Origin of the sequence: Alloyangia mangrovi, from assembly GCF_002300555.2 — a bacterium.
GTDB lineage: Bacteria > Pseudomonadota > Alphaproteobacteria > Rhodobacterales > Rhodobacteraceae > Salipiger > Salipiger mangrovi.
On record NZ_NTHN02000054.1, the window covers coordinates 13,674 to 40,214 of the forward strand.

The window sequence follows — 26,541 nt, forward strand, 5'->3', positions numbered from 1 at the left end:
AAAATGGGTATTCTGGTATGGGGGGACATACAGGATGTCACCTATTGAGGCAAAAATGTCCCCCAATATGTAGCGGGGGTCCAGATCGTGTCCCCCATTATTCGGTCCTCCGGGCCCAAGACCGCGGCGGATTTCCCGAATCGGATCCGACCCTTGCGACTCGCTCTTCGCCCTTCTGGCACTGGCGCTGCGCGGGAGGTGGACCGGAAAGCCACGCAATTTGGCGGATCCCGCGTTTCCAGAGTATTAGCTTTTGCCTTGATTGCAAATTCGGCGTAAATTCCAGCCCATCGGAAATTAGCGTCCCGCGTTTTCGGAAAGCCTGTCCCCGCGGAGACAGCGCGCTTCCGGAGAGGCGGCCCCGGGCAGAAGCCGAGTGGGTGTCCCCGCGGGGACAGAGACGGCAGAGTGTCCCCGCGGGGACAGAGGCAAAGCGCCCGCAGTGGCGCGACACTATAGGGTGTCCCCGCGGGGACAGGAGGCAGGATGTTTACACATGAAGACCTTGCGCGGCTGCAGGCGCAGTCGCTGAAGATGCAGGGATGGATCCGGCAGCAGACCTTCTCGCCCGAGATGGAGAAGACGCTGCGCCGCTTCTCGAGCTGGGAGGTGGCCGAGCTGATCCTGCAGGTGAACCAGTCGACCCTGCGGGGACGCATGGCCGCCGACCCGCACCTGCCGCAGGGGCTGGTCGAGGAGGACGGGCGCCAGCGCTGGTACTCGCTGGAAGAGATCAACGAGATCCGCCGCAAGCTGAAGGTCAACCGCAAGAGCCTGATGCCCTACCGCCCCGCGGGCAAGCGCGCCTTCCGCGTCGCCATCTCCAACTTCAAGGGCGGCGCCGGCAAGTCCACCGTGGCGCTGCACTTCGCCCATGCCGCGGCGCTTGACGGCTACCGGGTGCTCTGCGTCGACTTCGATCCGCAGGCGACGCTCAGCCATTCCATGGGCCTTTCGGACGTCACCGAGGAATACACCGTCTGGGGCATCATGGCCCGCGATCTGATCCGCGAGACCGAGCGGATGAACGCCGCCACCCGCGGCGCCGAGAGCGGCTCCGCCCTGCCCCAACGCAAGCTGCCCGAGGCGATCACCTCCATGGGGCTGCGCGACCTGCGCGCCGCCGATTTCATCAAGCCGACCTCCTGGCCGACCATCGACATCATCCCGAGCTGCGCCAACGCGGCCTTCGTCGAGTTCGCCAGCGCTCAGTACCGGCACCTGAACCCCGAGTGGTCCTTCTTCGCCGCGGTCAGCCGCTACCTCGACAGCCTGCCGCCCGATGCCTACGACCTGGTGATCTTCGACTGCCCTCCGGCGATCGGGTACCAAAGCATGAACGCGGTCTTCGCCGCCGACATGCTCTACATCCCCTCGGGGCCGGGCTACTGGGAGTACGACTCGACCACCTCCTTCATCGGCCAGCTCTCCGAGGCGCTCGGCGATCTGTCGGGCTTCGAAGGCGTTGTCCCCGCGGGGACACTCACCCTGCCGAAGGCGTTTCTCGACGTCCGCTTCCTGCTCACCCGCTACGAGACCGGCAACGAGCTGCACCGCGCGATGCGTCAAGCCTTCCAGAAGGTCTGGGATGAAAGAATGACCGAGCACCCGATCGAGATGACCCGCGCGGTCGAACAGTCCGGGCGCTTCCTTAGCTCGATCTACGAGATCGACTACCGCGAAATGACGCGGGAAACCTGGCGCCGGGCGCGCGCCTCCTTCGACCGCGCCTACGAGGAATTCCGCACCCATGTCCAGGCGGCCTGGGACAAGCTGGAGGATGAGGCATGAGCAAGCGACGCGGTTTCGACATCGACTTCCCCGCGGGGACGGAAGCGCCGGCGGAGGAAGAGTTCCCGCGGGGCCCCGAGGGCTATTACACCGGCGGCGGCCGGGCCAAGCCGGGCGCGTCCCGGCGGGGACCGATGGCGGCGGCGATCTCGGAAAACGCCGAGGCGCTGCGCGACCGGGCCGAGGCCGAACGCGCCATCCGCGAAGAGAACGACCGGCTGGCGCATGACTACGTCCGGCTGAAGCGCGCCGGGCTGATCACCGATCTCGTACCGATCGACGCGGTGCTGACCACCAAGCTGACCCGCGACCGCGCCGCCGGGCCCGACCCCGAGATCGAGGAGCTCAAGGCCTCGATCCGCGAGGTGGGCCTGTCGAACCCGATCCGGGTCGAGCCGGTGGGCGACCATTACGAGCTGGTGCAGGGCTTCCGCCGCCTCTCGGCCTATCGCGAGCTCTATGCTGAGACCGGCGACGAGGCCTATGCCCGCATCCCCGCGGGGCTGGTCGCCTCGGGCGAAGCGCTGGTCGGTCTCTACCGCAAGATGGTCGACGAGAACCTCGTGCGCCGGGGCATCTCCTTCGCCGAGATGGCGCAGCTGGCGCTCAGCTTCGCGCGCGATCCCAACACCGAGACCACCGACATCGAAGAGGCGATCACCCTTCTCTATGCCTCGGCCGGCCGGCAGAAGCGCAGCTACATCCGCCATTTCGCCACGCTGCTCGAGGAACTGGGCGACGAGCTGACCCACGCCGAGGCGATCCCGCGCAAGCTCGGCCTCGACCTGGTCAAGCGCATGGGCGACGAGGAGGGTTTCACCGACGGCCTGCGCGAGATGCTTTCGGGGCAGGGCGAGGTCTCGTCCGACTACGAGGTCGCCCGTCTCGCCGACGCGCTGAAGAGCGCGCCCAAGGCCGGCCCGAAACCCAAGGGCACCTCGGCCAATGCCGCCGCCAAGACCACGCTGCGCTGCACTGTCCCCGCGGGGACGGTCCGCTGCGCGGCGCGTGACGGCAGGGTCGAACTGGCGATGGAGCGCGACTTCTCCAGCATCGACCGCCACCGGCTCGAGGCGGCGGTCGCGGCCTTCATGGCGGCGCTCGACGACTGACGCCCGGCAGATCGCCGTCAGGGTTCAGCCCCTGTCCCCGCGGGGACAGTTGGTTTTCTTGCCCGCCGTCCGGTCTGCAGGCCCTGGAATTCGCCTGTCCCCGCGGGGACACCTCCGGCTTTCAGCACGGTCCGCTGCCCTCTGTCCCCGCGGGGACAGTCCGCTGCGCAGCGCGTGATGGCAGGGTCGAACTGGCAATGGAGCGCGACTTCTCCAGTATTGACCGCCACCGGCTCGAGGCGGCGGTCGCGGCCTTCATGGCCGCGCTCGGCGACTGATGCCCGGCAGATCGCCGTCAGGGTTCAGCCCCTGTCCCCGCGGGGACAGGGGTTTTTTCTTGCCCGACGTCCGGTCTGCAGGCCCTGAAATTCGCCTGTCCCCGCGGGGACACCCCCGGCTTTCAGCACGCACCGCCGCCCACTGTCCCCGCGGGGACAGCCCTGCGACGTGCGCATCGCCCGGTGTTTCCGCCCCTGTCCCCGCGGGGACAGCGCGGTTCGGCGGTTAGATCATCTCAGTATTATGTAAAGAATAGCCACAGCTCCGGGCGCCCGGTCGGCAAGCCGCCGCTCGCCATACGCGAACACCTGCCAAATCTTTCCCGCTCAAGTGAAAATCGCGGTATTAATGGGAGATTGACTGCACCGAAGGCTTTTGATGTCCAGATTGTCCAGATACCCCGCCGGATTGCCCGCGCTCTTTCTCGTCGAGATGTGGGAACGTTTCAGCTACTACGGCATGCGGGCCATCCTCGTGCTGTACCTCGTCGACGCGGTGGAGACCGGCGGGATGGGGCTGGAGACCTCGGAGGCGGTGGCGATCTACGGCATCTACACGGCGGCGGTCTACATCCTCGCGCTGCCCGGAGGCTGGGTGGCCGACCGCTTCTGGGGCGCGCGCAAGGCGGTGGCCGTTGGCGGTGCGGTGATCATCCTCGGGCACATCCTGCTGGCGATCTCGGGATCGATGGCCGCGATCTTCCTTGCGGGGCTCTGTTGCATCGCGGTGGGGACGGGGCTGCTGAAGCCCAATATCTCGACCATGGTCGGCGAGCTCTATCCCAAGGAGGATGTCGGCGGGCGCGACGCGGGCTTTTCGTTCTTCTACATGGGCATCAACCTCGGGGCGATCCTCGGCGGCTTCGTCGCGGGTTATCTCGGCGAAGTCTGGGGCTGGCACTGGGGCTTCGGCGCGGCGGCAGTGGCCATGGCCGTCGGGCTGCTCAACTTTTTCTACGCCGGTCAGCGCTCGTTGCGCGGCAAGGGCGAGCGACCGCCGCCCAAGGTGGTGGACGCGGCAACGCATCGGCGCGACCGCAGGGTGAGCCTCGGGATCACCGGCGCGGTGGTGGTGATCCTGGCGCTGCTGATCGGCACCGGGGTGATCGAGGTGACCAGCGCGGCAGGGGTGGCGCAGGCGACCGGCGTGCTGATCGTGACCGTCGCCGTGGGGTTCTTCCTCAATATCTACATCGCCGGGGACCTGTCGAAGGACGAGAAGAAGCGGATGATCGTGCTCGCCGTGCTCTTCGTCGCCGCGGCGGTCTTCTGGTCGCGCTTCGAGCAGGCGGGCTCGTCACTGTCGATCTTCGCCGCCGAGCTGACCAGCCGCGACCTCATGGGCTTCCAGGTACCGGCCTCGTGGTTCCAGAACCTCAACCCGGCCTTCATCATCCTGCTGACCCCGCTCTTCGCCTGGTTCTGGACGCGGGCGCAGGACCGGGGCTGGGAGATCTCGGTCTTCGTCAAGTTCGGGCTGGCGCTTGTGCTGGTGGGCCTCGGCTTCTGGATCCTCGTGCCGGCGGCGCAGATCGCGATGACCGGAGCGAAGGTCTCGGCGCTGTTCCTGATCTGCACCTTCTTCATCCACACCTGCGCCGAGCTGCTGCTCAGCCCGGTGGGCCTGTCGACCTTCTCGCGGCTCGCACCCGAGCGCTTTGTTAGCCAGATGATGGGCTTCTGGTTCCTCGCCGCCTCGCTCGGCAACCTGCTTGCAGGGCTGCTCGCGGCGGGCATGGACACCGAGACCCCCTCGGCGCTGCCGGGGCTGTTCAACCAACTGTTCTTCGGCAGCGCGATCGCCGGGCTCGTGCTGATCGCGCTGTCTTGGCCGCTGAGCCGCTGGGCGCTGTCCGGCAAGCCCCCGGTCGAGGAAGAACAGCGCCCGGTCCAATAGGGCAGGGGACCAGTCAAGGAGAAAGGCCGGGAGCGGAAAGGCGCCGTATTCCGGCGCCTCCGTCGCCGTGGTGCCCAAGTCTCGGGCGGCGTTGAACAAATCCTGCGGGTTTGGCGGCGCAACAATGTTCGCTGAGGTTCCTTTGACAGGCCGAGGGCACCTCCGGTCGTGACGTGGCGCGCAAATCACTATACCGTGGGGTGTGTCACAGGACATAGGGCGGGATTTGCGCTGGTTTTGGCCATGAGTCCTCGCCCGAAGGCCGTGATCATTTTGAACGATACGTTTAATTGAACTGATTTTTTTGGCGCGCTGCGGCGCGGGTACGGGAACGGTGTCACAGGCGTCAGTATCGGCGTGTCTCGGGATTTGTGCCGGGGCGGGGCGGGCGGCTGCTGCGAGTCCCGACGATTTCGAGCGGAGTAATTACATGGAGGAGAGCATCGTGATGAATTCCGGTCCGGCATCCGACGGCAATGGGACGGCACGTCGCCACTGGAAGCAGAATCCCGAAGCGGTGCGGGCGAACATCCTCGAGGTGGCCCGCAAGGCCTTTGTGGCGCACGGTCTGATCGGGGCGAAGATAGATGACATCGCGGCGGGGACCGAGACCTCGAAGCGGATGATCTACTATTACTTCGGCGACAAGGAAGGGCTCTACCGCGCGGTGCTGGAGGATGCCTATGCCCAGATGCGGGCCGCCGAGGACGATCTGGAGTTGGCAAGCCTGCACCCGGTCGAGGCGCTGCGGCGGCTGGCGGAATTCACCTTCGACCACCATGCCTCGCACGCGGATTTCGTGCGGCTGGTGATGGTCGAGAACATGCACAATGCGCGTCACATGCAGAAGGCGGGCGACCTGTCGGGCCAGAACATCTCGGCGATCCGGCTGCTCGACGAAATCTACCAGCGCGGCTGCGCCGAGGGGCTGTTTCGCCGCGGGCTCACCGCGCTCGAGCTGCATTGGCATATCTCGGCGCTGGCGATCTTCAACGTCGCCAACCGGGCGACCTTTTCCAGCCTCTTCGGCGGCTCGCTCTTCGAGCCCAAGGGCCAGCAGCAGTTGCGCCGGCATGTCGGGGACATGCTGTTGCGCTTCGTGATGAAGCCGGGGCTTTCGGTCGAGGAGGCCTCGACCAAGCCGATCGCCGAGGCGCGGGCCATCCATCCCGACATCTACCGGTTCCGCGAGACCTGGGACGCCACCTGGGCGACGCTGCCGACCGAGGGCGACGCGGCCACCCGGCGGCTGCATTTCGAATCCGTCTCGCGTTCGCTGCGACTGCCGAGCCCGGAGGGGGTGGAGACCGACGAGGAGCATTGGATCGACACCGAATGCGGCCCGGTGCGGGTGCGGCTGTTCCGGCCTCCCGGCGCCGAGCCGCTGCCGGGACTGGTGTTCCTGCACGGCGGCGCCTGGCGCCAGGGCAGCCCCGAGACCCATTGGAACATCACCGCGCGGCTCGCGGCATGGTCCGGGTCCCTGGTGATCTCGGTGGATTACGCCTTGGCGCCCGAGCATACCTATCCCGAGGCGCTGCAGCAGGTCCCGGCGGTGCTCGACTGGGCGCGGGATCATGCCGGGGTGCTGGGGCTGGACCCGGACCGGCTGTCGATCGGCGGTGACGGGGCAGGGGCCAACCTTGCCGCCGCCGCCACGCTGATCTGCCGAGATGCCGGGGTGAAGCTGGCGGCGCAGCTGCTGATCTACCCGGTCTGCGATTTCGACACCACGCGGCCGTCCTGCGCGGAATATGCCGAAGGTCCGCTCTGGACGCTGGCGCAGCTGCTGTCGGCGCATGCGCAATATTGCCCCGACACCACCCGGCGGCTGAGCGATCCGCTGATTTCGCCATTGCTGGCGCGCGATCACGCGGGGCTGCCTCCCGCCTACCTGGCGTTGGCCGAGCACGACCCGCTGCGCGACAGCGGCATCGCCTATGCCGAGGCGCTGCGGGCCGCCGGTGTCGCGGTGGAGGTGGATGCCGGCAAGGGGCTGGTGCGCGACTACCTGCACGCCATCGGCTTCGGCAGCGCCGCCGAGGACCGGCTGCGCGAGATGAGCGCCTGGCTGAAGACACTGGCGGGGTAGGGGGCGCGGCCCCTGCATCGGAGAGGGCCGCGCTCAGAAGGCGCTGGTCAGCCCGGCGCTGAGCCGCAGGTCGCGGTAGCTGTAGGCGTCGAAGGGGCTTTCGCGCCGCGCTGCTTCGATCTGCACGTAGGGGGTGAGCCTGCTGAAGAGGAAGGTGTCGGTCTTGTCGATGCGCAGCTCGAGCCCGTATTCGGTCTCGTGGCGGGCTTCGCCGAGGATCGGGTTCGCGCCGATCTGGTCGTAGGCGGCGGCATAGGCGGAAGGCTCCAGCAGGAAGCCGCCGCCCACCTCGACCCGGCCGGCGAGGCGCAGCTCGGCGTAGTCGTAGGAGAGGTCGTCGCGCTCCGCCTCCTGGTGCTGCAGCGACAGGCTGCCGCCGATCTGGGCGCGGCCGCGCAGCGGGCGGATCACCGTGAGCTTGGCGCTGGCGCGCTGCACGTCGATACCCGGATAGCGCTCGAGGTCGACGTCGTGCCATTCGGCCTCGAGCGTGGTGGTGAGACCCGAGGCCGTGCGCCAGCTGACGCCGGCACCTATGCCGAGACGGTCCTCGACTTTTTCGCCGCCGAAGTAGTCGGTCCCGGCGATGGCCTCGGCCCAGGCGGTGGTCTGCGGCCATGTGAGCTGCAGGCCGGCGCTGAGATCGGTGCCGAACTCGTCCCAGTCGCTGCCGGAGGTCTGGTAGAGATCGCCCTCGGCCTGCAGGTAGCCGGTCAGCCGGGCACCGCCTCGGCGCGCGTGCAGCGGCCATTGCTTGCGGATCGCGCCCGAAAGCTCGAGCCCGGTGAGCGGCGCCTCGTCGCGGTCCATCGTCAGGACCGCGGGGCCGTTGACGGATCGGACCTCGATCTCGTCGCTGTCGTAGCTGCGTCCGGCGCCCTCGGGGGCGCGCAGTGCAAAGGAGAAGCGGCTGCGCAGCCCCTGCCGCTCGTCGATGGCGCGCAGGAAGCGCAGCACGTTGGCGCGCACCGCCGGGGGCAGGTCGGGGCTGGAGAGAACGATGCGGAACTGCTCGCGCGATTGGGCATATTCGCCGGCCTCGAAGAGCGCGCGCGCCAGCTCGAGCCGCACGCGCAGCAGGCCGGGATCGACGGCAAGCAAGCCGCGCAGCAGGCGCACGGCGGCCTCGGGCCGGCCACTGGAGAGGGCGGACATGGCCTGCTGGAAACGGGCCTCCATCTGGGTCGGGGCAGGGGAGGCGGGGGCGGGGGAGACGGGGGCAGGGACAGCGGCCTGCTGGGCCTGCGCCCCGGGTGCCCCGGCCACCGGCGACATCGCGGCAAGCGCGAGCGCGGTGGCCAGGGCCCGTGACGGGCGGGGCATGGTCAGCGGCTGCTGTCGACCGCGCCGAAGGCGCCGAAGTAGGTGCTGTCGGCGGTGCTGCCCGAGAAGGTGCCGCCCACCTCCTGCGCGTTGTCGCCGTAGAACTGCCCATTGACCGAGCCGGTCAGCACGCCGGTGTCGATGTCCGCGCCAAAGCCGGTGCCGCTGACGCTGCCGGCGGTGTAGAAGTCGAGATCGGAGCGGTCGCCGGTGATCGCCCCGGTGACCGGGTCGGCGGTGACGGTGTCGCTGCTGTAGACCTCGACCGTGTCGAAATCGGTGTCCACCGCGATGTAGGAGGTGGTCATCTCCACCTTGTCGCCGGTGATCACATGGCCAAGGCTGTCGCCGTAGTAGCTGGCCGTGCCCGAGGTCGGCATCTGGCTCTCCGAGGTGCGCACGCCGATCGATCCGGCCCCGGCGACACGCGAGGTGCCGTTGAGCCCGGATTGCCAGGCGCCGAAGCTCTGGTAACTGTAGCCGCCCTTCGTGGGGTCCGCGGCCACCAGCATGACATCGCCATCAGCACTTGTGGCAAGGATGCCGTTGAGCACAGTGCTGACGTCGAAACTGTCGCCGCCAGCGGTGGAGAGGCTGACCGTGCCCTTGCTGGTGGTCAGCGTCACGGCGCTCAGCTCGCCGCCCTCGTAGGTCATGTCTGCGGTAATGTCGCTCTCGGTCTCGGGCGTGCCGAAGGCGAGCACGTTGCCCGCCGCATCGGTGGTGTAGCCCGAGGAGACGGCCATGCCGTTGGCGCGGTAGGTGCCGTCTTCGGGGGAGGTCATATCGGTGAGTGGGGTGATGGCGCTCGACGAGCTGCTGCGGGCGCTGGTCTTGCCGTCGCTGCAGGCTGCCAGGAGCGCCAACGCGGCTGTACCGACTAAAACGTACTTCATAATTCCTCACGATCAAAAAAACACGACGAAATTGGTTCTTGCTTGCTTGGGCGCGGCACAGGAGCGCCGGGCTGGGGTCACAAATGTTCCACGAGCAGCGGGAGAGGCAAAGAAGTCTATAAAAATCAAGCGCGACTCGCGGACTCGCCCCGTAAGGGAAGCACATAAGCCAGCGATCTGCAAAGGTTTCCGCCTCAGGCGCTGTCCGCGAGGGTGGTCCGGTGCCGCTGCAGCAGCGCCGATTGCCGGTAGCTCCGGTCGTAGGTCACCTCGGCCCCGAGCCATGCCGGGCGGGTGAACTCGGTCTCTTCGGAGGGCAGTTCGATCTCGGCGATCAGCGTGCCGACGAGCGCGCCGTGGTACTCGTCGACCGTCCAGCGCTGCCCGTCGTGCTCGACGTGGTGGCGGGTCTTGCAGATCGGCGGGCCCTCGCAATGCCGCGCCAGCAGCGCCCGGCCGTCCTCGAGGGGGATGGGATATTCGAACTCGTCGCGCGACATGCCGGTGCGCGGGCCCTTGATGCTGAGGGTGACATGGCTGTCGCCGTAGAACCGCAGCCTGACCTTGCGCCCGTCACGGAAGGCGATGATCCCGTCGCGGAGTTCGACCCGCGTGACGACCGCGAAGCGCCAGCCTTCGGATGCGACCAGGAACTTTCGTTCGATTTCGCGTGCCATGACCACTCCGCCATTCCTGACCGGGTCACTGTCACCGGGGCAAGCCGAAAAGGCAAGGTGGCGCTATGCCCCGCCCGGGGAACCGGGCGAAAGCACGGTGCCTGCCCGGTGGATGGGCGGTCGCGTGCCGAAAATCGCGCCGGCATGGCGGCTTCGGCACGCGGCAGGCCCGAATCCGGTGGGCGCGATCAGGCGGGGATACGCAGCACCTGCCCGGGGTAGATCTTGTCCGGGTCGCTGAGCATCGGCTTGTTGGCCTCGAAGATCTCGGTGTAGCGCGACCCGTCGCCCAGCGTCGCCTCGGCGATCTTCCACAGGTTCTCGCCTTCCTTGACCTCGTGGAATGTCGGGGAAGGGCCTTCGGCCTCATCCTCGACCTCGGCCACGCCCTCGATATTGCCGACGGCGAGGATCATCTTCTCGCGGGTTTCCTGGTCCTTGGGCTGGCCCTTGATCTTCACCTTGGAGCTGTCCGGCTCGACCTCGATCTCGACGCCGCTCTTGTCGAGCCCGAGCGTGTCGAGTTCGGCCTCGAGCTCGGCCTTGGCCGGTGTCGCTTCAGTGCCGAGCTTCTTGCCCTTGCCCTTGAGGAAGCTGAAAAGTCCCATGCCGGAATCTCCCGTTAAATGTGTTGGGTTGAATGGCGGCAGTGTCGCTCAGCCGCCGCGTGCCAGCCACCGGAAAGATTCCGGGTGGCGGGAGTTGGCCTGCCGGGGGAGGGCGCCTATCCCTTCGGAGAGTGCCGCACCCATCCGCCACGCCTTGCCATCCCGCCGCGGGTCTCCCCGCGCCGCGCGTGCCGGCCTAAGGTGATCTCACGCCACCGGGATCATCCGATGTCCGGTGAGGCAGGTCGAAAGGAGAAAGAAAATGGTCAACGGACTCCTGAAAATGGCTGGGTATCGCGTCGAGTACGTCTGCGACTGGGGCACCTACGACCGCCGCTACGGCGACATGGAATATTACGTCAACCTCCCGATCAACCGGGAGATGAAGATCGCGCCGCCCTGGGCCGAGAAGCGCATAGTCCGCAAGCACTGAAACCGCGGGTCGGCGCGGGGCCCTGGCCAGCAGGGGTCGGCGCAGAGCGGTCGGGCCACAGGCGCATGGCCGTGCCGCCGGGGCGGCATGGTCCTGGCGGCTGCAGGCTGGACCTCGGCAGGGCCTATCCGTCATATGGTGCAGCGCCCGCGGATGGCGGGCGCGCAGGCGGATAGACCCAGGATGTGACCGAGCAGATGACCGAGCAAACCACACCGACAGCAGACAGCGGCATGGCCGCGCCCCGCAGCCTCTATCTCGAGGATATCGCCGTGGGCGACCGCTTCGTCAGCGGCGAGCATGCGCTCGATGCCGATCAGATCAAGGCCTTTGCCGCGCAGTATGACCCCCAGCCCTTCCACCTCGACGAGGCCGCCGCCGAAGGCAGCCTGTTCGGCGGGCTTGCCGCCAGCGGCTGGCACACGGCGGCGCTGACCATGAAGCTCTTCGTCTCGGCGGTGCCGGTGGCCGAGGGGCTGATCGGTGCCGGGGTAGAAGTCACCTGGCCGAAACCGACGCGGGCCGATGACATCCTTCACACGGAAAGCACGGTGACCGAGATCACGCCGTCGCGCTCGCGCCCCGGGCGGGCGATGGTGACGATCGAGACGCTGACGCTGAACCAGAGCGGCGAGACCCGGCAGCGGCTGGTCTCGCGCGTGGTGATGTTCGCCCGCGCGCAGGGCTGAGCCCGGAGCGCGGCACGCTCAGAGTTCGAGGGGCGAATTCTCGTCGGTGATGAGAGCGCTCAGCAGGCCGCGGCGGGTGTTCTCGGTGTGCAGGCTGATCGCCTCGCGTGCCGCCGCGCCGTCGCGGGCGCGCAGGGCGGCGACGATGCGGCTGTGGTCTTCCTCGGTCTCGGGGGTGACGTCGCGGATCGTCGCGCCCATGTGGAAGAGCCGGGTGCATTCCTCGAGATAGCCGGTGATCAGCGCATGCAGCCGGGGGACCCGGGCGCCAAGCGCGATCGCGGCGTGAAAGCGGTTGTTGGCGGCGACGAACTCCAGCACCGGCAGGCTCTTGTCCTGCCCGTAGGTCTGGTGCGACAGCGCCTCGAGCTCGTCGAGTTCCGCGTCGCTCATGCGCAGCGCGGCCAGCTCGGCGGCCACGCCTTCGAGCGCCTTGCGCACGGTGAAGATGTCGGTGATGTCCTTCACGGTGACCGGGGTCACCCGGTAGCCGCGTCGCGGGAAGGCCTCGACCAGCCCCTCTAGGGTGAGCCGGGCCAGCGCCTCGCGCACCGGCGTCTTGCTCATCGAGAGCCGCGCCGCCAGTTCCTGCTCGCCGATGTCCGTGCCGGGGCGCAGCGTGCAGGTGATGATCTCTTCGCGCAGCCGGGCATAGGCCTGATCGGTCAGCGAGGGCGCCTTGGCGCGCTCGCCAGCGGGCTTTTGCAGTTTCGTCATGCCTGCTCCGTTTTCTCTGCGCCGCGATCGCGCAGGGCCCGTGCCATGCGCTGCAGCGCCTCCTCCAGCACCTCTGGCGTGCAACCGTAGTTGAGCCGGGCCCAGCCTTCCAGACCTGACCCAAAGTCGGTGCCGCCGCTCAGCGCCACGCGGGCGCGGTCGAGGAAGAACTCCGCCGCCGGCACCGGCAGCTTGAGCGCGCGGAAGTCGATCCAGGCGAGGAAGCCGGCCTCGGCGGGAAGCATCGCGGCGCCGGGGAAGAGCTCGGGCAGCCGCGCGGCCAGAAGGTCACGGTTGGCGGCGAGGCGCGCGCGGGCTGCGTCGCGCCAGTCGGTGCAGAGCGCGTAGGCCGCGCTCATCCCGGCAAGCCCGAGCACGTTGACGCTGTCGACCATGCCGCGTTTCGAGGCCTCGAAGCGGGTGCGCATCGCGGCGTCGGGGATAATGGCGAAGGCGGTCTTCAGCCCCGGCACGTTCCATGTCTTGGAGGCAGCCATCAGCGTCACCGAGCGCGCGGCGATCTCGGGCGAGAGCGAGGCGGCGGGGATGTGGTGGCGCCCGTCCAGCACGAGGCCGCAATGGATCTCGTCGGAGATCAGCACCATGTCGTGGCGCAGGCAGAGCTCGGCGCGGAACTCCAGCTCGGCGCGGGTGTAGACCCGGCCCGTGGGGTTCTGCGGATTGCACAGCAGCAGCGCGTCGGAGGCGCGTGCGGCCGCTTCCAGCTCGGTGGCGTCGCTGGTCCAGCGCCCGGTCTCGGGGCGCTGCCAGATCGCGTTGAGCGTCAGGCCCCAATGGCCGGGGGCGGCGCGCAGGGGGGCATAGACCGGAAGCTCTTCCAGCACGCCGCCGCCGGGAGAGGTGAAGGCTGACAGCGCCATGTTGAAGCCGCCCTCGACCCCGGGCAGGAAGACCAGCCACTCGGGCTCGATCTTCCAGCCGTGGTCGCGCAGCATCGCCCGGACCAGCACCTCGCGCTGTTCGTCCGTGGCCCGGCCGTAGCCGAGCACGCCATGGTCGAGCCGCGCCCGGATCGCCTCGGCGATGCGCGGGTCGGCGGCGAAATCCATGTCGGCGACCCAGAGCGGCAGCACGTCCGCCGGGTAGCGGCGCCACTTGTTGCTGTCGGTGCCGCGCCGGTCGGGCGCTGTCAGCCTCGTCATCAGAGCCCCCGGATCATCCCGCCGTCGACTCGGATCATCGAGCCGGTGACATAGGCGGCCTGCTGCGAGCAGAGGAAGGTGACCATGGCGCCGAACTCTTCCGGTGCGCCGTAACGGCCCGCGGGGATGGTCTTGCGGCTGGCCTCCTGCACGGCCTCGAGCGAGGCGCCGGACTTGTCGGCCTTGATGCCGTCGAGCTGCGAGAGGCGGTCGGTCGCGATGCGGCCCGGCAGCACCATGTTCACGGTCACGCCGTGCGGGGCGACTTCCTCGGCGAGCGTCTTGGACCAGCCCGCCACCGCGCCGCGCACGCCGTTCGACAGCGCAAGGCCCGGGATCGGCTGGACGATGCCCGAGGAGCCGATGGTGACCACGCGGCCCCAACCCTTGGCAATCATGCCGGGCAGGGCGGCGTCGGTAATGGCGAAGATCGGGGCGGCCATGGCCTCGAAGGCGGCGGCCCAAGCGGCGCTGCTCTGGCCCTTGGCGGGACCCGCGGCGGGGCCGCCGCAGTTGTTCACCAGGATGTCGACCGGCTGCTCGGCGAGCCGCGCGATCAGCGCTTCGACGCTGGCCGCATCCACGAGGTCGAGCTTCAGCCCTTCCATGCCCTCGGCGGGGGCCTCGCCGCTGCGCGAGGCGGCGATCACATGCGCGCCCTCGGCGGCCAGAAGCGTGGCGCTTGCCGCGCCGAGCCCACGGCTCGCGCCGAGTACCAGCGCCGTCTTGCCGTTCAGTCCCAGATCCATCAGTTCAGCTCCTTCAGTCGTTTCTCTTGCCGGGCGAGCAGGCGCTCGACCTCGGCGATGGCCTCGGGGGCGAGCCCCGCTCCCGGTGCGCGCAGCGCCGCCGAGCCTATGGCCCCGCGTTTTGCCAGCACGTATTTGCGTACCGCCAGCCCCGCGCCCGGCTGTTGCTCGTAGCGCACCAGCGGCAGGTAGGCGTCGAAGATGTCCTGCGCCCGATCCATATCTCCTGCGGCAGCGCGCTGCACAACCTCTGCCAGCATCTCGGGAAAACCGAAGCCGGTCATTGCGCCATCGGCGCCGCGCGCCACCTCTTCGGGCAGGAAGACCCCGCCGTTGCCGCAGAGGATCGAGATCCGCCGCCGGCCCTCGGCTTCGGCGCGGCGCAGCTTGCTGATCTTGGCGAGACCCGGCCAGTCCTCGTGCTTGAGCATGACCACCTGCGGGATGTCGTCGATGATCCGCCCCAGCACCTCGTCGGAGATCTGCACGCCCGTGGCCAGCGGGAAGTCCTGCAGCACGAGGGGCACATCGTCCCCGAGGGTGCGGGCGACCTGCGCGAAATAGCCGTGGATCTGCGGGTCGGTCTTGAGGCTGCCGGGGGTGGTGACCATGCAGCCTGCGGCGCCCATGTCCATCACCGCCTTGCCGAGCTCGCCGATGGCGGCAAGGCCGGGGGCCGAGACGCCGACCACCACGGGCTTGCCGGCGGCGCGCTTGATGACGCGCTCGGCGACGGCGCGGCTCTCGGCCTGGGTCAGTTTCGGCGCCTCGCCCATCATGCCAAGGATGGTGAGCCCGTCGGCGCCCTTCTCGAAGTAGAAATCGACCACCCGGTCGAGGCTGTCCCAGTCGATTTCGCCCTGATTGGTGAAGGGGGTGACAGAGATGACGTAGACGCCCTTGGCGTCAGAGGTGAGCAGGGTCATTGGACGTGTCCTTGATCGGCGAACCAGCCGGAAGCGCCGCGCGCCACGTAGCGGCCGCTGCCGGGGGTGTTGAGAATTTCCGCGCCATCCCAGACCGGGGCGCCGCGCAGGTAGGTTGCGGCGACGCGCACGCTGAACGTGTCACCGTGGAAGGGGGACCACTTCAGCCCGTCCCGCGCGCTGGCCTCGTCGTAGGGGAAGGCGCCCTTTTCGAGCACGGCGAAATCGGCGTCGCGGCCCGGGGCGATGGCGCCCTTGCCGTCGAGCCCGAAGAAGCGGGCCGGGCGGGTGCAGAGCTGCTCGGCGGCGAGCCGCGCGGCGTCGAGCCCGCGCGCCTCGGCCAGCGTGTAGAAGAGCGGCAGCAGTGTCTGCAGCCCCGGCACACCGGCACCCGCGTCGAAGATCGAGGCGGTCAGCTTGTTGTCGATTGGCCAGCTCGAATGGTCCGAGGAGGTGAAGGCGACCTGACCTGCCTCGATGGCCTGCCAGAGCCCCTCGACCCGGCCGGCGCGGATCGGCGGGTTCACCTTCATCCGCGCGCCGAGCCGTTCGCCGTCCGCCGCCGCGTCGAGGCAGAGGTAATGCACGCAGGTCTCGCCGGTGACCCGGGCGCCGAGCCCGGCGAAGGCGGCGACCTGCGCGAACCCCTCGGCCCCGGTGAGATGCACCGGGTGGGCATGGGCGCCGCTGGCCTGCGCCAGCGCGAGGAACTGGGCGGTTGCCGCGAGTTCGGCGGCCATGGGGCGTGCCTCGGCGTGGGCTTCGATGCCGTCGCGCCCGGCGGCGCGGGCCTCGGCCATGCGGGCGCGAACGATCTCCTGATCCTCGTTGTGCAGGCCGAGCGGCAGGTCGGTGGCGGCCAGTACCTCCATCATGTCGAGCATGAGATCGGCGCCGATGCGCGGGAAGCGGGTCGGGCTGCTTTCAAACGAGGAGATCTTGAAAGCGCAGACCCCGCCCTCGATCAGCGCCCGCATCTCCTTGGTGCGGGTCTCGCGGGTGGCGGTGCCGTAGAGCGCCATGTCGGCATGGGCGTGCTCGGCGATGGCGGCGGTCTTCTCGGCCAGCCGCTCGGGGCGGTCGAGCGGCAGCGGGTTGTCATAGGGCATGTCGACGAGCGTGGTCACCCCGCCGGCGAGCGCGCCGCGGGTGGTCTCGGCGATGCCGGCCATGCCCTTGGCGCTGGTGGCATGGGTCTGGCCGTCGACCACGCCGGGCAGGATCAGCGCGTCGCCATGGTCGACGGTGCGGGCGGCGGCGGGGGCGTCGGCGCCCTGTCCGAGTGCGGCGATGCGGCCGCCGGCAACCGCGATCCAGCCATGCTCTAGCGTGGCCTCGGGCGTGACGATCGTGCCGCGGAGGAGAAGATCGATGTCAGTCCTGTCGGCCATGTCAGGCTCCGGTCTTTGCAAATGCGTAATAGTCGAGATCGAGCGCGGCGACGGCGGCGGCGACGGCGGCCTGGACCGGGTCGATCACCGGCAGGCCGATCGCGGTCTGCAGCGCGGCGCGGTGCAGACCCATTCCGGCGCAGCCGAGGATGATCACCCCGGCGCCGTCGCGGTCGCGCAGGGCCTCGGCGGTGGCGCGGATCTTGGCAAGACTTTCCGGGCGGTTGCCCTCGGCGACACTCATCGAGATCTCGCGGTCCCCGGCAAGACGCGCGCCCAGTCCCAGCTCGTCGATCCGCGCGGCATGGCGGGCGATGGAGGAGGGGCCGAGCGAGATCACCCCGAAGCGCGGGGCGAGTTGCAGGGCGGCGTAATAGGCGGCCTCGGCGATGCCGATCACCGGGCGGCCCGGCAGGGCGGCGCGGGTGCGCGCGACCCCGGGATCGGAAAAGCAGGCGATGACGGTGGCGTCGGCCCCGGCGGTAGCGGTGCGGGTCTGCACCATCGGCACCACGCGGGCGACATCGGCGTCGCTCTCGATCCCGGCGGGGGCGTCCGCCAGCTCGGTGCAGCAGATCTCGTGCCGGGTCAGCCGGCGCTGCGGCGCGAGGCAGGCCGAGATCGAGGCGGTGATCGCCTCGGAGCTGTTGGGGTTGAGGACGAGGATGCGGGACATGGGGGTCTTTCGGAGGGGCTATCGGAGGGGGGAGGGGCTCAGGCGCCCTGCAGGACGAGGTGGCCGGGTGCGACCTCGGCGTAGCTGCGGACGGGAGGCACGAAGTCGGGCAGCCGGATCGGGCTCTTGAGCTCGGTCGCCTCGATCACCCGGCGGGTCAGCCGGCGGGCGGGGTCGGGCTCGGGCACCGCCGAGAGCAGGTGCCGGGTATAGGGGTGCTGCGGGTCGGCGAAGATGCGCGCGCGCGGGCCGATCTCGACGATCTCGCCCGAGAGCATGACCGCGACGCGGTGGCTGATCCGCTCGACCACCGCCATGTCGTGGCTGATGAAGAGATAGGACAGGCCGAGGTCGGCCTGCAGCTCCATCATCAGGTTCACCACCTGCGCCTTGATCGTCACGTCGAGCGCCGAGACGCTCTCGTCCGCCACGATCAGCCGCGGTTTCAGCCCAAGCGCGCGGGCGATCGAGATGCGCTGGCGCTGACCCCCCGAGAATTCATGCGGCCAGCGGTCCGCCATCGCCGGGTCCAGCCCGACGCGGGTCAGCAGGCGGGCGACCTCGACCGGGGCCTCCTCGCGCTTCAGCACCCCGTGCACGATCATCGGCTCGGCGATGGCCTCGCCGACCCGCATGCGGGGGTTGAGCGAGCTGAACGGGTCCTGGAAGATCATCTGCATCGCCTGCCGCTCGCGCACCAGCGCGGCGCGGGGCAGGGACCGGAGATCCTGCCCGGCGAAGCGGATGCTGCCCGAGGTCGGCTCGGTCAGGCGCAGCACCGAGCGGCCGGTGGTGGACTTGCCGCAGCCGGATTCACCGACCAGCGCCAGGGTCTCGCCGGGATAGACGTCGAAGGAGACCTTCTGCACCGCGTGGACGCGGGCATGGACGCGCCCAAGGAGGCCGCGGCGCAGGTCGAAGCGGGTGACCAGGTCGCGCACCTCGAGCAGCGGCGGTGCATTGCGCCGCACGGTGTCGATGGCCGGGGGCAGGGAAGCGCCCTCCTCGGGGTAGGGCCGGGGCAGGGGGCTGCCACCCAGATCGCCGAGCCGCGGCGCGGCGGCGAGCAGGCGGCGGGTGTAGTCGGTGCGCGGCGCGGCAAAGACATGCTCGGTCGCGCCCGCCTCGAGCAGCTTCGAGCGGTACATGACCACGGTGCGCTCGGCGATCTCGGCGACCACGCCCATGTCGTGGGTGATGAAGAGCACGCCCATGCCGTCCTCGTCCTGCAGCTCCTTGATGAGCTCGAGGATCTGCGCCTGGATGGTCACGTCGAGCGCGGTGGTCGGCTCGTCGGCGATAAGCAGCCGCGGCGCGCAGGCCAGCGCGGTGGCGATCATCACCCGCTGCAGCATGCCCCCGGACATCTCGTGCGGGTATTCCGAGGCGCGGCGCGCGGCGGCGGGGATGCGCACCCGGTCCATCAGCCGCATGGCCTCGGCCATGGCGGCGCGGCGCGACAGGCCGTGGTGGCGCACCAGTGGCTCGGCGATCTGCCGACCGACGCTGAGCACCGGGTTCAGCGAGGTCATCGGCTCCTGGAAGATCATCGCGATGTCATTGCCGCGGATCCGCTCCATCTGCCGCTCGGGCAGGGTCAGCAGCTCCTTGTCCTCGAAACGGATTGAGCCGCTGGCGCGGGCCAGGCCCTCGGGCAGCAGCCCCATGACCGAGAGCGCGGTTACGCTCTTGCCCGAGCCCGACTCGCCGACCACGGCCAGCGTTTGCCCGGCGGCGACGTCGAAGCTGACGTCCTCGACCACGCTGCGCCAGCCCTGCGGCGTGCGGAACTGGGTGGTGAGGTTCAATACGGAGAGAAGGGACATACGGAATCCGTCGGGAGGTGATGGGGGATTTACAGCCGATCCGATCTATGGTGTCAAATATAAATGTACTAACTGATATATCAGAGTGAGCGGATGAGCCGGAGCCAGATCATGCCGACACCCGATGCCGAAACGCGCCGCAAGGTGCTGCTGACCCCGCAGGAGCTGCACGTGATGCTGCATGGCGAGACGCCTCCGGTGGTGATCGCGGTGCAATCGGTGAACCCCTATACCGGGGTCTCGTCACGCAACGGACGGTGGATCCCCGGCGCCGTCGATGCCGAGGCCTACGCCGATTTCGCCGCCCCCGCCGCGCCCGAGCTGGGCCAGCGTCCGCTGCCGCGGATCGAGGCGCTGCAGGCGGCGGCGCGGGGCTGGGGGGTCATCAGGGGACGCACCGTGGTGCTCTATGATGCCGAGCGCGCGATGACCGCGGCGCGGGCGTGGTGGGTGCTGCGATGGGCCGGGATCGGTGATGTGCGGGTGCTGGACGGCGGGCTCGATGCCTGGGTAAAGGCCGGTTTCGAGACGCAGGACCAGGCTGAAAAACATGAGGAAAGCGATGTAATCCTCACTCCGGGACAGATGCCGGAGTTGGATGCGGAGGGCGCGCTGGCGCTGGCCTCGGAGGGCGTTCTTCTTGATGCGCGGATCCGGCCCAACTACATCGGCGGCCCGCGGGAGGGCGGCGATCCGAAGCGCGGTCACATCCCCGGCGCGCTGAGCGCCCCGGCACCGGACAACTTCACCGACGAGGGTCCGCTGACCAATGGCGCCACGCTGGCCGAGATGTACCGCGGGCTCGGCGCCACCGGCGAAAGGCCGGTCGGAGTCTATTGCGGGGCGGGAATGTCGGCAGCGGTTACGGTGCTCGCGCTGGCCTCCATCGGGGTCGAGGCGGCGATGTACCCGGGCTCCTGGTCGCAGTACGTCGGCGATACCGGGCGGCCGGTGACGCGGGGGCCGTTTCCCTGACGCGTGACATTTTCCGCAGCGCTTCGCCCCGCTGCCCAATCTATGGGCGCTCTGTGAATCGAGGGGTGGAAATGGCGGAAATCGGGATCATGTCGCAAAAGAAATATTGCACGTGATATATCAGAGTCGCAAACTCCGACGGCAACTCGCGACTCGGTCGCGCAACAAGGGCCGCGGCCCGATCCAACACAGGAGCGAAAGATGAAACTGACGCGCAGATTGTTCGGGGTCCTCTCCGGCGCGGCGCTGGCGCTGGGGACGGTGCCGCTCACCGCCCAGGGGCTCGCGGCGCAGGAAGCCTCGACGCTGGTGATCGCGGTGCCCTCCGATCCCGCCGGGCTCGAGCCGGGGATCAACAAGGCCGAGCCGATTGGCTCCGAGATCATCCTCAACGTCTTCGACACGCTGGTGGCGTGGAAGGCCCCGGAGTTTTCGGAACTCGAAGGGCGCCTCGCGACCGGCTGGACCGTGTCCGAGGACGGCAAGACCTTCGATTTCACCCTGCGCGACGGCGTCACCTTCCATGACGGCACGCCCTTCAACGCCGAGGCGGTGAAATTCTCGATCGAGCGCACTGCCGGGATGAACCCCTATGTCGAGGCGACGCTGGGCCTGATCGAAAGCATCGAGACCCCCTCGGAAACCGAGGTCGTCTTCATCCTGTCGCGGCCCTATCCCGCCTTCCTGTCGATCCTCGCGCAGCCGCAATCGGCGATCGTCAGCCCGGCCGCGGTCGAGAAGTTCGGCGATGACTTCGCCACCAACCCGGTCGGTACCGGTCCGTTCAAGTTCCGCGCCTACCAGGCCGACACCCGCGTCGTGCTCGACGCCAACGCCGACTACTTCCGCGGCGCGCCGAAGCTCGAGCGGCTGATCTACACCATCATCCCCGAGGCCTCGACCCGGCGGCTCGAGCTCGAAAACGGCGGCGTCGACATCATCCAGCAGGCGGGACAGCTTTCTGCGGTGCCCTCCGAGGAGATGGCGGCCTTTGCCGGCAACCCCGAGATCCAGATCCTCGAGAGCCCGTCGCAGATCATCCGCCAGCTCGAGTTCAACAATTCGCTGACCGAGGGCCCGTTCACCGACGTGCGCGTGCGCCGCGCCATCGCCATGGCGATCGATAATGACGGGCTGCTCTCGGGTGTCTTCGACGGCACCGCCGAGCGCGTCTACGGCCCGCTCACCTCGAACAGCTGGGCCTTCGATCCGGCGGTGAAGGATCTCGCGCCGAAGTACGACCCCGAGGGTGCCAAGGCGCTGCTCGAGGAGGCCGGCGTCGATCCGGCGGACCTGTCGGTCAAGCTCTACAGCTTCCAGGGTGCGCTCTGGGGTGCGGTGGCGACCTTCGTGCAGGCCAACCTTGCCGAGATCGGCGTTGACGTCGAGATCGCGCAGACCGAGTTCCCCTCCTACCGCGCGCTGCACGTGGCGGGCGAGTGGCAGATGGCGCTCGACGGCCGCCAGCCCTGGTACAACGACCCCGACGCACATGTGACCATCGGCTACCTCTCGTCGCTGAAGGACAGCGCGATGACCTTCCGCATGCCGGAAAACGCCGAGCTCGACGCCAAGATCCTCGAAGCGCAGGGCGAGGCCGACATGGACACGCGCAAGGCGCTCTACTCCGAGATCCAGAAGGAGATCGTGGAAGAGGTGCCGGGCGCCTATCTCTTCAGCCCCAAGCTGATCGTCTTCGCCCGTTCGAACGTCGATGGCCTGGTGGTCAACAGCGCGCCGCCGCTCAACGAGTACTGGAGCGTGTCGAAGAACTGATCTTCGCCGTCTCCTGACGCTGGCCCCGGCCCGGACCGCTCCCGTCCGGGCCGGGGCCCCCCTCTCTGACCGGACCCACCGATGTTTGCCTTCCTCGTGCGGCGCCTGCTGTCGCTCATCCCCGTTCTCGCACTGGTGCTGGTGATCGTGTTCTCGCTGGTGCGGATGATCCCCGGCGACCCGGCCATCACCCTGCTTGGCCCCGGCGCCACCGACAGCCAGATCGCCGCGCTGCGCGCCCAGCTCAACCTCGACGAGCCGGCGCTGCTGCAGCTCTGGCACTACGTGGCGGGTCTGGCGCAGGGCGATCTCGGCGTGTCGCTGAAGTCGGGGCAGCCGGTGCTGAGCGAGATCCTGCTGCGCCTTCCGGCGACGTTGGAGATTTCCATTGCCGCGGTGCTGGTCGCCATCCTCGTCGGCACGCCGATCGGGGTGCTTTCGGCGACCCGGCCCAACTCGGGTTTCGATCACGGCGTGCGCATCCTGTCGCTGACCGGCGTGTCGATGCCCGCCTTCCTGCTGGCGCTGCTGCTGCAGCTGATCTTCGCCACCTGGCTCGGATGGCTGCCGGTCTCGGGCCGGATGTCGAGCTATCTCTTCGTCGACAATGTCACCGGCTTTGCGCTCATCGACGGCTGGCTCTCGGGCGAGGAGGGCGCGGTGCGGAGCGCGCTGCTGCACATGATCCTGCCGGTCACCGTGCTTGCCGCCTTTCTTGCCGCGACGCTCGGCCGCTTCGTGCGCGCCACCATGCTCGAAACGCTGGGCGAGGATTACGTGCGCACCGCCCGTGCCAAGGGGCTGAGCCGCCGCGAGGTGATCTATGGCCACGCGCTGCGCACCTCGCTCTTGCCGGCGATCACCGTGGTCGGGCTCAAGTTCGCCGAGATGCTGGGCGGCGCGATCCTGACCGAGACGATCTTCAGCTGGCCCGGCATCGGGCGCTTCATGTTCGAGGCGATCCGCAACCGCGACTACCCGGTGATCCAGGGCGCGACGCTGGTGTTCGCGCTGCTCTTCATGCTGACCTCGCTGCTGGTCGATATTCTCTATGCCGTGCTGGACCCGCGCGTCCGCCGCAAGATGCGCTGACGGGGCAACGCCATGACAGAGCTGATCCACTTCCTTCGCCGCAACACGCTCGCCATGGTCGGCGCGGGCATCCTAGGGGCGCTGCTTCTGGCGGTGCTCGTCGGGCCGCTGCTGGTGCAATCGCCGACCGCCATCGACATGGGCGCCAAGCTGCTGCCGCCGGGGCCGGGGCACTGGCTGGGCACCGACAGCTTCGGGCGCGACATGCTCTCGCGGCTGGTGCATGGCGGGCGCTACACGCTGGCCATCGGCATCGTCGTGGTCGGCATCGCCTTCGTGATCGGGGTGTTCTTTGGTGTGCTCGCGGGCTTTGCCGGCGGCTGGCTCGATACGGTGATCATGCGGATCGTCGATGCCATGCTGTCCTTTCCGGCGCTGGTGCTGGCGATCGCGCTCGCCGCCGCCTTCGGTCCGAGCCTCGAGAACGCCATGATCGCCGTCGCCATCACCATGGCGCCGCAGTTCGCCCGGGTGGCGCGCAGCCAGGCACTGGCGGTCTCGTCGCGGCTTTATGTCGACGCGGCCCATGCGCTTGGCCTGCCTCAGCGCCGGATCTTGCTGCGCTACGTGCTGGTCAACGCGATCGGCCCGCTGCTGGTGCAGGCCTCGCTCAACGTCGGCAGCGCCATCCTGCAGACCGCCAGCCTCGGCTTTCTCGGCCTCGGGGCGCAGCCGCCGATGCCGGAATGGGGCGCCGATGTCTCGGCCAACCTTGCCTTTGCCCGCTCCAGCCCCTGGACCGCGCTCGGCCCGGGCTTCGCCATCCTGCTGGCGGTGCTCTCCTTCAACCTGATCGGCGATGCGCTGGCCGATTGGTTCAACCCCCGCCGCCGGAGCCAGATCGGATGAGCCTTCCTTCCGTCCCGACCATCGCGTTGGAGAAGATCGACTTCCTGCCGCCCGACCGGGTGACCGACGATTGCAGCGTGCTGACGCTGAAGTCGCTGGTGCTCGAGCCGATGCTGCGCTGGCAGGACGGCGAGATCCGCCCCGGACTCTTCGCGGACTGGGCGCTGGATGAGACCGGCTGCCGCTGGAGCCTCTCCATCCGCCCGGGCAAGGTCTTTCACGACGGCACCCCGGTCCGTGCCGCGCAGGCGGCGGAGTTCATTTCGCGCATGCTGGAGTCGCGCGACATGTTCGGCATGCCCTGGTCCTATGCGCGCTACCTCGAAGGTGCGGAGATCTCCGCCGAGGGACAGTTGCTGACCATCGAAACGCCGAAACCCTTCCCCGACCTGCCCGAGATCCTGTCGGAGTTCTACCTGCCGAAGATGGATGCCGAGGGCCGTCCGGTGATCGGCACCGGGCCGTGGCGGGTCGAAGCTTTCACCCCGGGCCGCGAGGTGCTGCTGCACCGCCGCGGCGACGGGCGCAGGCTGCGCTTCGTGGCCATGCCGCTGGCCGAGGACCGGCTCGCTGCGCTGACGGCGAACGAGGTGCAGGCCGCGACCCACATGGAACGGCTCGAGACCCCGCGCCACGGCCTTGAAGGCTTCGGCTGGCAGGAGCAGACCAGCACGCTGTCGGTCATGGCCTACATGAACGGTTTCGGAGGCGCCTTTGCCGATCCGCAGGCGCGGCTAGCGGCCAATCTTGCGATCGACCGTACCCGGCTGGTTGCCGAGGTCATGGGCGGGCTCGCGCTCCCCGCGGATACCATCGTCAGCCCCTGGCACTTCGGCCATGCCGAGGCCCGCCTTGCACCGCTGCGTTTCGACCCCGAGGAGGCGCGCCGCCTGCTGGCGCAGTCGCAGGGACCGCGCGAGGTGGTGCTGCGCAGCCCGACCTACATGCCCGAACGCGCGCCGGAGATCGCCGACTTCATGGCCAAGGCCTGGGACGCCATTGGCTTCGAGACCCGGATCGAGATCGCCGAGGACCGCCCGCAATACGCCCGCGACATCGGCGAGAAGCGCATGGGGGACGCCGCCATCTTCGACAGCTCGCCGCACAGCAGCTTCCGGGTGCTCGACGACAAGATCTCCGGTCTCAGCCGCGCGGTCTGGTGGCAGGGGGTGCGCGACCCTGAGGTCGACGCCGGCTTCGATGCCGCGCGGCACCTGACCGACACCGCCGCCCGCGCCGACGCCTATGGCGCGCTGCTGCGCCGACTGCAGGCGGCGCCGCCCTGGGCCTATCTCTTCCACCCCGTGCTCTGCCTTACGCATGTTCCCGCGCTGCAGGGGCTGAGCCTCGATCACAAGGGCATCCTGCGCATCACCTGAGCGCCGCCCTCCCGACCATCAGACAGCAAGGAGCCGATCATGCTCAAGGAATGCGCGATCACCTTCTACTACTACGAGGATATCCATGCCGTGGCCCCCTTCTACGAGGAGGTTCTGGGCTTCGAGCTGGTGCTCGACCAGGGGCTGGCGCGGATCTACCGCATCGCTGGCAACGCCTATTTCGGCATCGTCGACGGCAACAAGGGCCACCTCAAGCACCAGCCGCAAAGCGCGACGCTGCTCACCGTGGTCTCGGAGGACGTGGCGGGCTGGCATGCGAAGATGACCGAGGTCGGCGTGGCGGGGCTCTCGGAGATCCTGCGCGGCACCTATTGCGAGCATTTCTTCTTCGAGGACCCGGCGGGCTACGCCATCGAGATCCAGCGCTTCCACAACCCGGACGTGGCGAAGCTGTTCAAATGACCGAGCTGCCGATCCTGCCGCGCCTTGTGGACTTCACTCATGAGGACCGCGCCGCCAAGGGGCTGCGGGTCTTCGCCGAGGGCGCTGAGCCCGAGGTGGCGGTGCAGTTCACCGCCTCCGAGATGGTCTCGGTGCACCGCGCGCAGCTGCTGCATGCGCCGCGCGGCGGCGGCAAGACCACGCTGGCGCGGTGTCTCTTGGGCGCGCTGAAAAGCCAGCGCGCAGAAGACCCCGCGCCGATCCCCGGGGCGCTCTGCCGCCCGGCGATCCGCAACCCGGAGGGCCTGTCGCTCCCACAGGTCTGGGAGGCAGGTGTGCCTCTTCCGCTTGTCTCCGCTCCGGGGCAGGGCAGGGCGACGCTGGCCGCGGCGCAGGCGGAGAGCGGCCCGGTGCTGCTGATCCTCGACGGGCTCGAGCGCGAGCCGGAGCCTTCGGCGCTGGTTCAGGAGGCGATGGTTTGGCTCGCCGGGGCACCCGAGGCACGGCTGCTGATCCTCTGCGAGAGCGGCGCGCTCGAGAGCATCCGCCTGCACCCGGACCTGCGCGCCCATGCCTTGCTGCCGCTGCCCGCGCCCGAGCGTGCCGCGGCGCTGGACGGGCGCTCCGATCCCTGCGCCGACATGTGGGTCGAGCCCGGTCTCTGGGCGCTCTCGGTGGCCGAGGGGCGGGCGCTGTCGCTTCCCGAGGCCGCCGCGCTTCCGGTTGCCGCCGACTGGCTGCAGGAGGCCCGTGACGCCGTCACGCTCGCCGCACTGCCGCCGACCGAGATCGCCGCCCGCGCCGCACAGGATCCGCGCCGCTGG

At 68.9% G+C, this 26,541-nt stretch carries 24 protein-coding genes and 1 pseudogene; 14 read left to right on the forward strand and 11 right to left on the reverse strand.

Annotation, left to right across the window (positions count from 1 at the left end; all coding sequences use genetic code 11):
• The first annotated feature begins 486 nt into the window (after positions 1-486).
• The 5 genes and pseudogenes from CLG85_RS21845 (at position 487) to CLG85_RS21865 (ending at position 7,170) form a co-directional block, all read left to right on the forward strand.
• On the forward strand, positions 487-1,791 hold the full coding sequence (locus CLG85_RS21845) for an AAA family ATPase (RefSeq protein WP_095883702.1): 1,305 nt from the start codon (positions 487-489) through the stop codon (positions 1,789-1,791).
• Complete coding sequence (locus tag CLG85_RS21850) at positions 1,788-2,903, forward strand: ParB N-terminal domain-containing protein (RefSeq protein WP_224918121.1); 1,116 nt, start codon at positions 1,788-1,790, stop codon at positions 2,901-2,903. Before CLG85_RS21845 ends, CLG85_RS21850 begins: the two co-directional genes overlap by 4 nt.
• 140 nt (positions 2,904-3,043) lie before the next feature.
• Positions 3,044-3,181: pseudogene (locus CLG85_RS21855) on the forward strand (replication protein); the annotation flags it as partial.
• A 388-nt stretch (positions 3,182-3,569) separates the two neighbouring features.
• Complete coding sequence (locus CLG85_RS21860; protein ID WP_217989767.1) at positions 3,570-5,078, forward strand: peptide MFS transporter; 1,509 nt, start codon at positions 3,570-3,572, stop codon at positions 5,076-5,078.
• A 430-nt stretch (positions 5,079-5,508) separates the two neighbouring features.
• Positions 5,509-7,170, forward strand: coding sequence for an alpha/beta hydrolase fold domain-containing protein (locus tag CLG85_RS21865; RefSeq protein ID WP_235865427.1), 1,662 nt, complete (start codon positions 5,509-5,511; stop codon positions 7,168-7,170).
• 33 nt (positions 7,171-7,203) lie between these two features.
• On the opposite strand, the gene CLG85_RS21870 is transcribed toward CLG85_RS21865, so the two are convergent.
• The 4 genes from CLG85_RS21870 to lysM form a co-directional block, all read right to left on the reverse strand.
• Positions 7,204-8,493 (reverse strand): surface lipoprotein assembly modifier, encoded by a 1,290-nt coding sequence (locus CLG85_RS21870; RefSeq protein ID WP_260350004.1) that lies wholly within the window; start codon positions 8,491-8,493, stop codon positions 7,204-7,206.
• Between the two features lie 2 nt (positions 8,494-8,495).
• The gene (locus tag CLG85_RS21875; RefSeq protein WP_141244756.1) at positions 8,496-9,389 is read right to left on the reverse strand and encodes a transferrin-binding protein-like solute binding protein; all 894 of its coding nucleotides are present in this window, start codon (positions 9,387-9,389) and stop codon (positions 8,496-8,498) included.
• A gap of 194 nt (positions 9,390-9,583) precedes the next feature.
• The gene (locus tag CLG85_RS21880) at positions 9,584-10,066 is read right to left on the reverse strand and encodes a CYTH domain-containing protein (protein ID WP_095884235.1); all 483 of its coding nucleotides are present in this window, start codon (positions 10,064-10,066) and stop codon (positions 9,584-9,586) included.
• 188 nt (positions 10,067-10,254) lie between these two features.
• A complete protein-coding gene (gene lysM, locus CLG85_RS21885) occupies positions 10,255-10,674 on the reverse strand; it encodes a peptidoglycan-binding protein LysM (protein WP_095884231.1) in 420 nt (139 codons plus the stop codon).
• A gap of 262 nt (positions 10,675-10,936) precedes the next feature.
• Here lysM and CLG85_RS21890 point away from each other — a divergent pair, with 262 nt between their 5' ends.
• Together CLG85_RS21890 and CLG85_RS21895 are read left to right on the forward strand one after the other, a co-directional pair.
• Entirely contained in the window at positions 10,937-11,107 is a 171-nt protein-coding gene (locus CLG85_RS21890) for a hypothetical protein (protein WP_176476732.1), read from the forward strand.
• A 197-nt stretch (positions 11,108-11,304) separates the two neighbouring features.
• A complete protein-coding gene (locus tag CLG85_RS21895) occupies positions 11,305-11,796 on the forward strand; it encodes a MaoC family dehydratase (protein WP_224918110.1) in 492 nt (163 codons plus the stop codon).
• 18 nt (positions 11,797-11,814) lie between these two features.
• Here CLG85_RS21895 and CLG85_RS21900 read toward each other — a convergent pair whose 3' ends face one another.
• The 7 genes from CLG85_RS21900 to CLG85_RS21930 are packed head-to-tail and all read right to left on the reverse strand — an operon-like array spanning position 11,815 to position 19,244.
• The gene (locus CLG85_RS21900) at positions 11,815-12,513 is read right to left on the reverse strand and encodes a GntR family transcriptional regulator (protein ID WP_095884230.1); all 699 of its coding nucleotides are present in this window, start codon (positions 12,511-12,513) and stop codon (positions 11,815-11,817) included.
• The gene (locus CLG85_RS21905; protein WP_095884229.1) at positions 12,510-13,676 is read right to left on the reverse strand and encodes a MalY/PatB family protein; all 1,167 of its coding nucleotides are present in this window, start codon (positions 13,674-13,676) and stop codon (positions 12,510-12,512) included. The genes CLG85_RS21900 and CLG85_RS21905 overlap by 4 nt, the downstream gene beginning before the upstream one ends.
• The gene (locus CLG85_RS21910; protein WP_260350005.1) at positions 13,676-14,425 is read right to left on the reverse strand and encodes an SDR family oxidoreductase; all 750 of its coding nucleotides are present in this window, start codon (positions 14,423-14,425) and stop codon (positions 13,676-13,678) included. Before CLG85_RS21910 ends, CLG85_RS21905 begins: the two co-directional genes overlap by 1 nt.
• Complete coding sequence (locus tag CLG85_RS21915) at positions 14,425-15,351, reverse strand: dihydrodipicolinate synthase family protein (protein ID WP_260350006.1); 927 nt, start codon at positions 15,349-15,351, stop codon at positions 14,425-14,427. The genes CLG85_RS21910 and CLG85_RS21915 overlap by 1 nt, the downstream gene beginning before the upstream one ends.
• Entirely contained in the window at positions 15,348-16,742 is a 1,395-nt protein-coding gene (locus CLG85_RS21920) for a dihydroorotase (RefSeq protein WP_260350007.1), read from the reverse strand. Before CLG85_RS21920 ends, CLG85_RS21915 begins: the two co-directional genes overlap by 4 nt.
• Before the next feature lies 1 nt (position 16,743).
• Positions 16,744-17,418 (reverse strand): aspartate/glutamate racemase family protein, encoded by a 675-nt coding sequence (locus CLG85_RS21925; RefSeq protein ID WP_260350008.1) that lies wholly within the window; start codon positions 17,416-17,418, stop codon positions 16,744-16,746.
• Positions 17,419-17,456: 38 nt separating this feature from the next.
• Positions 17,457-19,244 carry an ABC transporter ATP-binding protein gene (locus CLG85_RS21930; RefSeq protein WP_260350009.1) on the reverse strand — a complete coding sequence of 596 codons (1,788 nt, stop codon included), beginning with the start codon at positions 19,242-19,244 and terminating at the stop codon, positions 17,457-17,459.
• Positions 19,245-19,355: 111 nt separating this feature from the next.
• Here CLG85_RS21930 and CLG85_RS21935 point away from each other — a divergent pair, with 111 nt between their 5' ends.
• The 7 genes from CLG85_RS21935 to CLG85_RS21965 form a co-directional block, all read left to right on the forward strand.
• Entirely contained in the window at positions 19,356-20,219 is an 864-nt protein-coding gene (locus CLG85_RS21935; RefSeq protein WP_260350010.1) for a sulfurtransferase, read from the forward strand.
• A 201-nt stretch (positions 20,220-20,420) separates the two neighbouring features.
• Complete coding sequence (locus CLG85_RS21940; protein ID WP_095884142.1) at positions 20,421-21,995, forward strand: ABC transporter substrate-binding protein; 1,575 nt, start codon at positions 20,421-20,423, stop codon at positions 21,993-21,995.
• 81 nt (positions 21,996-22,076) lie between these two features.
• Positions 22,077-23,087 carry an ABC transporter permease gene (locus tag CLG85_RS21945; protein ID WP_095884141.1) on the forward strand — a complete coding sequence of 337 codons (1,011 nt, stop codon included), beginning with the start codon at positions 22,077-22,079 and terminating at the stop codon, positions 23,085-23,087.
• Between the two features lie 12 nt (positions 23,088-23,099).
• Complete coding sequence (locus CLG85_RS21950; protein ID WP_095884140.1) at positions 23,100-23,936, forward strand: ABC transporter permease; 837 nt, start codon at positions 23,100-23,102, stop codon at positions 23,934-23,936.
• Entirely contained in the window at positions 23,933-25,315 is a 1,383-nt protein-coding gene (locus tag CLG85_RS21955; RefSeq protein WP_095884139.1) for an ABC transporter substrate-binding protein, read from the forward strand. The genes CLG85_RS21950 and CLG85_RS21955 overlap by 4 nt, the downstream gene beginning before the upstream one ends.
• Before the next feature lie 39 nt (positions 25,316-25,354).
• Positions 25,355-25,738, forward strand: a complete 384-nt coding sequence (locus tag CLG85_RS21960) for a VOC family protein (protein ID WP_095884138.1) — start codon at positions 25,355-25,357, stop codon at positions 25,736-25,738.
• The coding region (locus CLG85_RS21965) for a hypothetical protein (protein ID WP_260350011.1) at positions 25,735-26,541 on the forward strand (807 nt) is incomplete at its 3' end. The genes CLG85_RS21960 and CLG85_RS21965, both read left to right, overlap by 4 nt.

Excerpts from the sequence above, each read along its gene's own strand:
- lysM (WP_095884231.1), bottom strand. The coding sequence starts at position 10,674 with ATGGGACTTTTCAGCTTCCTCAAGGGCAAGGGCAAGAAGCTCGGCACT.
- CLG85_RS21875 (WP_141244756.1), bottom strand. The coding sequence starts at position 9,389 with ATGAAGTACGTTTTAGTCGGTACAGCCGCGTTGGCGCTCCTGGCAGCC.
- CLG85_RS21915 (WP_260350006.1), bottom strand. The coding sequence starts at position 15,351 with ATGACCCTGCTCACCTCTGACGCCAAGGGCGTCTACGTCATCTCTGTC.
- CLG85_RS21955 (WP_095884139.1), top strand. The coding sequence starts at position 23,933 with ATGAGCCTTCCTTCCGTCCCGACCATCGCGTTGGAGAAGATCGACTTC.
- CLG85_RS21950 (WP_095884140.1), top strand. The coding sequence starts at position 23,100 with ATGACAGAGCTGATCCACTTCCTTCGCCGCAACACGCTCGCCATGGTC.
- CLG85_RS21895 (WP_224918110.1), top strand. The coding sequence starts at position 11,305 with ATGACCGAGCAAACCACACCGACAGCAGACAGCGGCATGGCCGCGCCC.
- CLG85_RS21845 (WP_095883702.1), top strand. The coding sequence starts at position 487 with ATGTTTACACATGAAGACCTTGCGCGGCTGCAGGCGCAGTCGCTGAAG.
- CLG85_RS21865 (WP_235865427.1), top strand. The coding sequence starts at position 5,509 with ATGGAGGAGAGCATCGTGATGAATTCCGGTCCGGCATCCGACGGCAAT.
- CLG85_RS21925 (WP_260350008.1), bottom strand. The coding sequence starts at position 17,418 with ATGTCCCGCATCCTCGTCCTCAACCCCAACAGCTCCGAGGCGATCACC.
- CLG85_RS21960 (WP_095884138.1), top strand. The coding sequence starts at position 25,355 with ATGCTCAAGGAATGCGCGATCACCTTCTACTACTACGAGGATATCCAT.
- CLG85_RS21940 (WP_095884142.1), top strand. The coding sequence starts at position 20,421 with ATGAAACTGACGCGCAGATTGTTCGGGGTCCTCTCCGGCGCGGCGCTG.
- CLG85_RS21890 (WP_176476732.1), top strand. The coding sequence starts at position 10,937 with ATGGTCAACGGACTCCTGAAAATGGCTGGGTATCGCGTCGAGTACGTC.
- CLG85_RS21910 (WP_260350005.1), bottom strand. The coding sequence starts at position 14,425 with ATGGATCTGGGACTGAACGGCAAGACGGCGCTGGTACTCGGCGCGAGC.
- CLG85_RS21900 (WP_095884230.1), bottom strand. The coding sequence starts at position 12,513 with ATGACGAAACTGCAAAAGCCCGCTGGCGAGCGCGCCAAGGCGCCCTCG.
- CLG85_RS21880 (WP_095884235.1), bottom strand. The coding sequence starts at position 10,066 with ATGGCACGCGAAATCGAACGAAAGTTCCTGGTCGCATCCGAAGGCTGG.
- CLG85_RS21945 (WP_095884141.1), top strand. The coding sequence starts at position 22,077 with ATGTTTGCCTTCCTCGTGCGGCGCCTGCTGTCGCTCATCCCCGTTCTC.
- CLG85_RS21870 (WP_260350004.1), bottom strand. The coding sequence starts at position 8,493 with ATGCCCCGCCCGTCACGGGCCCTGGCCACCGCGCTCGCGCTTGCCGCG.
- CLG85_RS21935 (WP_260350010.1), top strand. The coding sequence starts at position 19,356 with ATGCCGACACCCGATGCCGAAACGCGCCGCAAGGTGCTGCTGACCCCG.
- CLG85_RS21905 (WP_095884229.1), bottom strand. The coding sequence starts at position 13,676 with ATGACGAGGCTGACAGCGCCCGACCGGCGCGGCACCGACAGCAACAAG.
- CLG85_RS21850 (WP_224918121.1), top strand. The coding sequence starts at position 1,788 with ATGAGCAAGCGACGCGGTTTCGACATCGACTTCCCCGCGGGGACGGAA.
- CLG85_RS21930 (WP_260350009.1), bottom strand. The coding sequence starts at position 19,244 with ATGTCCCTTCTCTCCGTATTGAACCTCACCACCCAGTTCCGCACGCCG.
- CLG85_RS21920 (WP_260350007.1), bottom strand. The coding sequence starts at position 16,742 with ATGGCCGACAGGACTGACATCGATCTTCTCCTCCGCGGCACGATCGTC.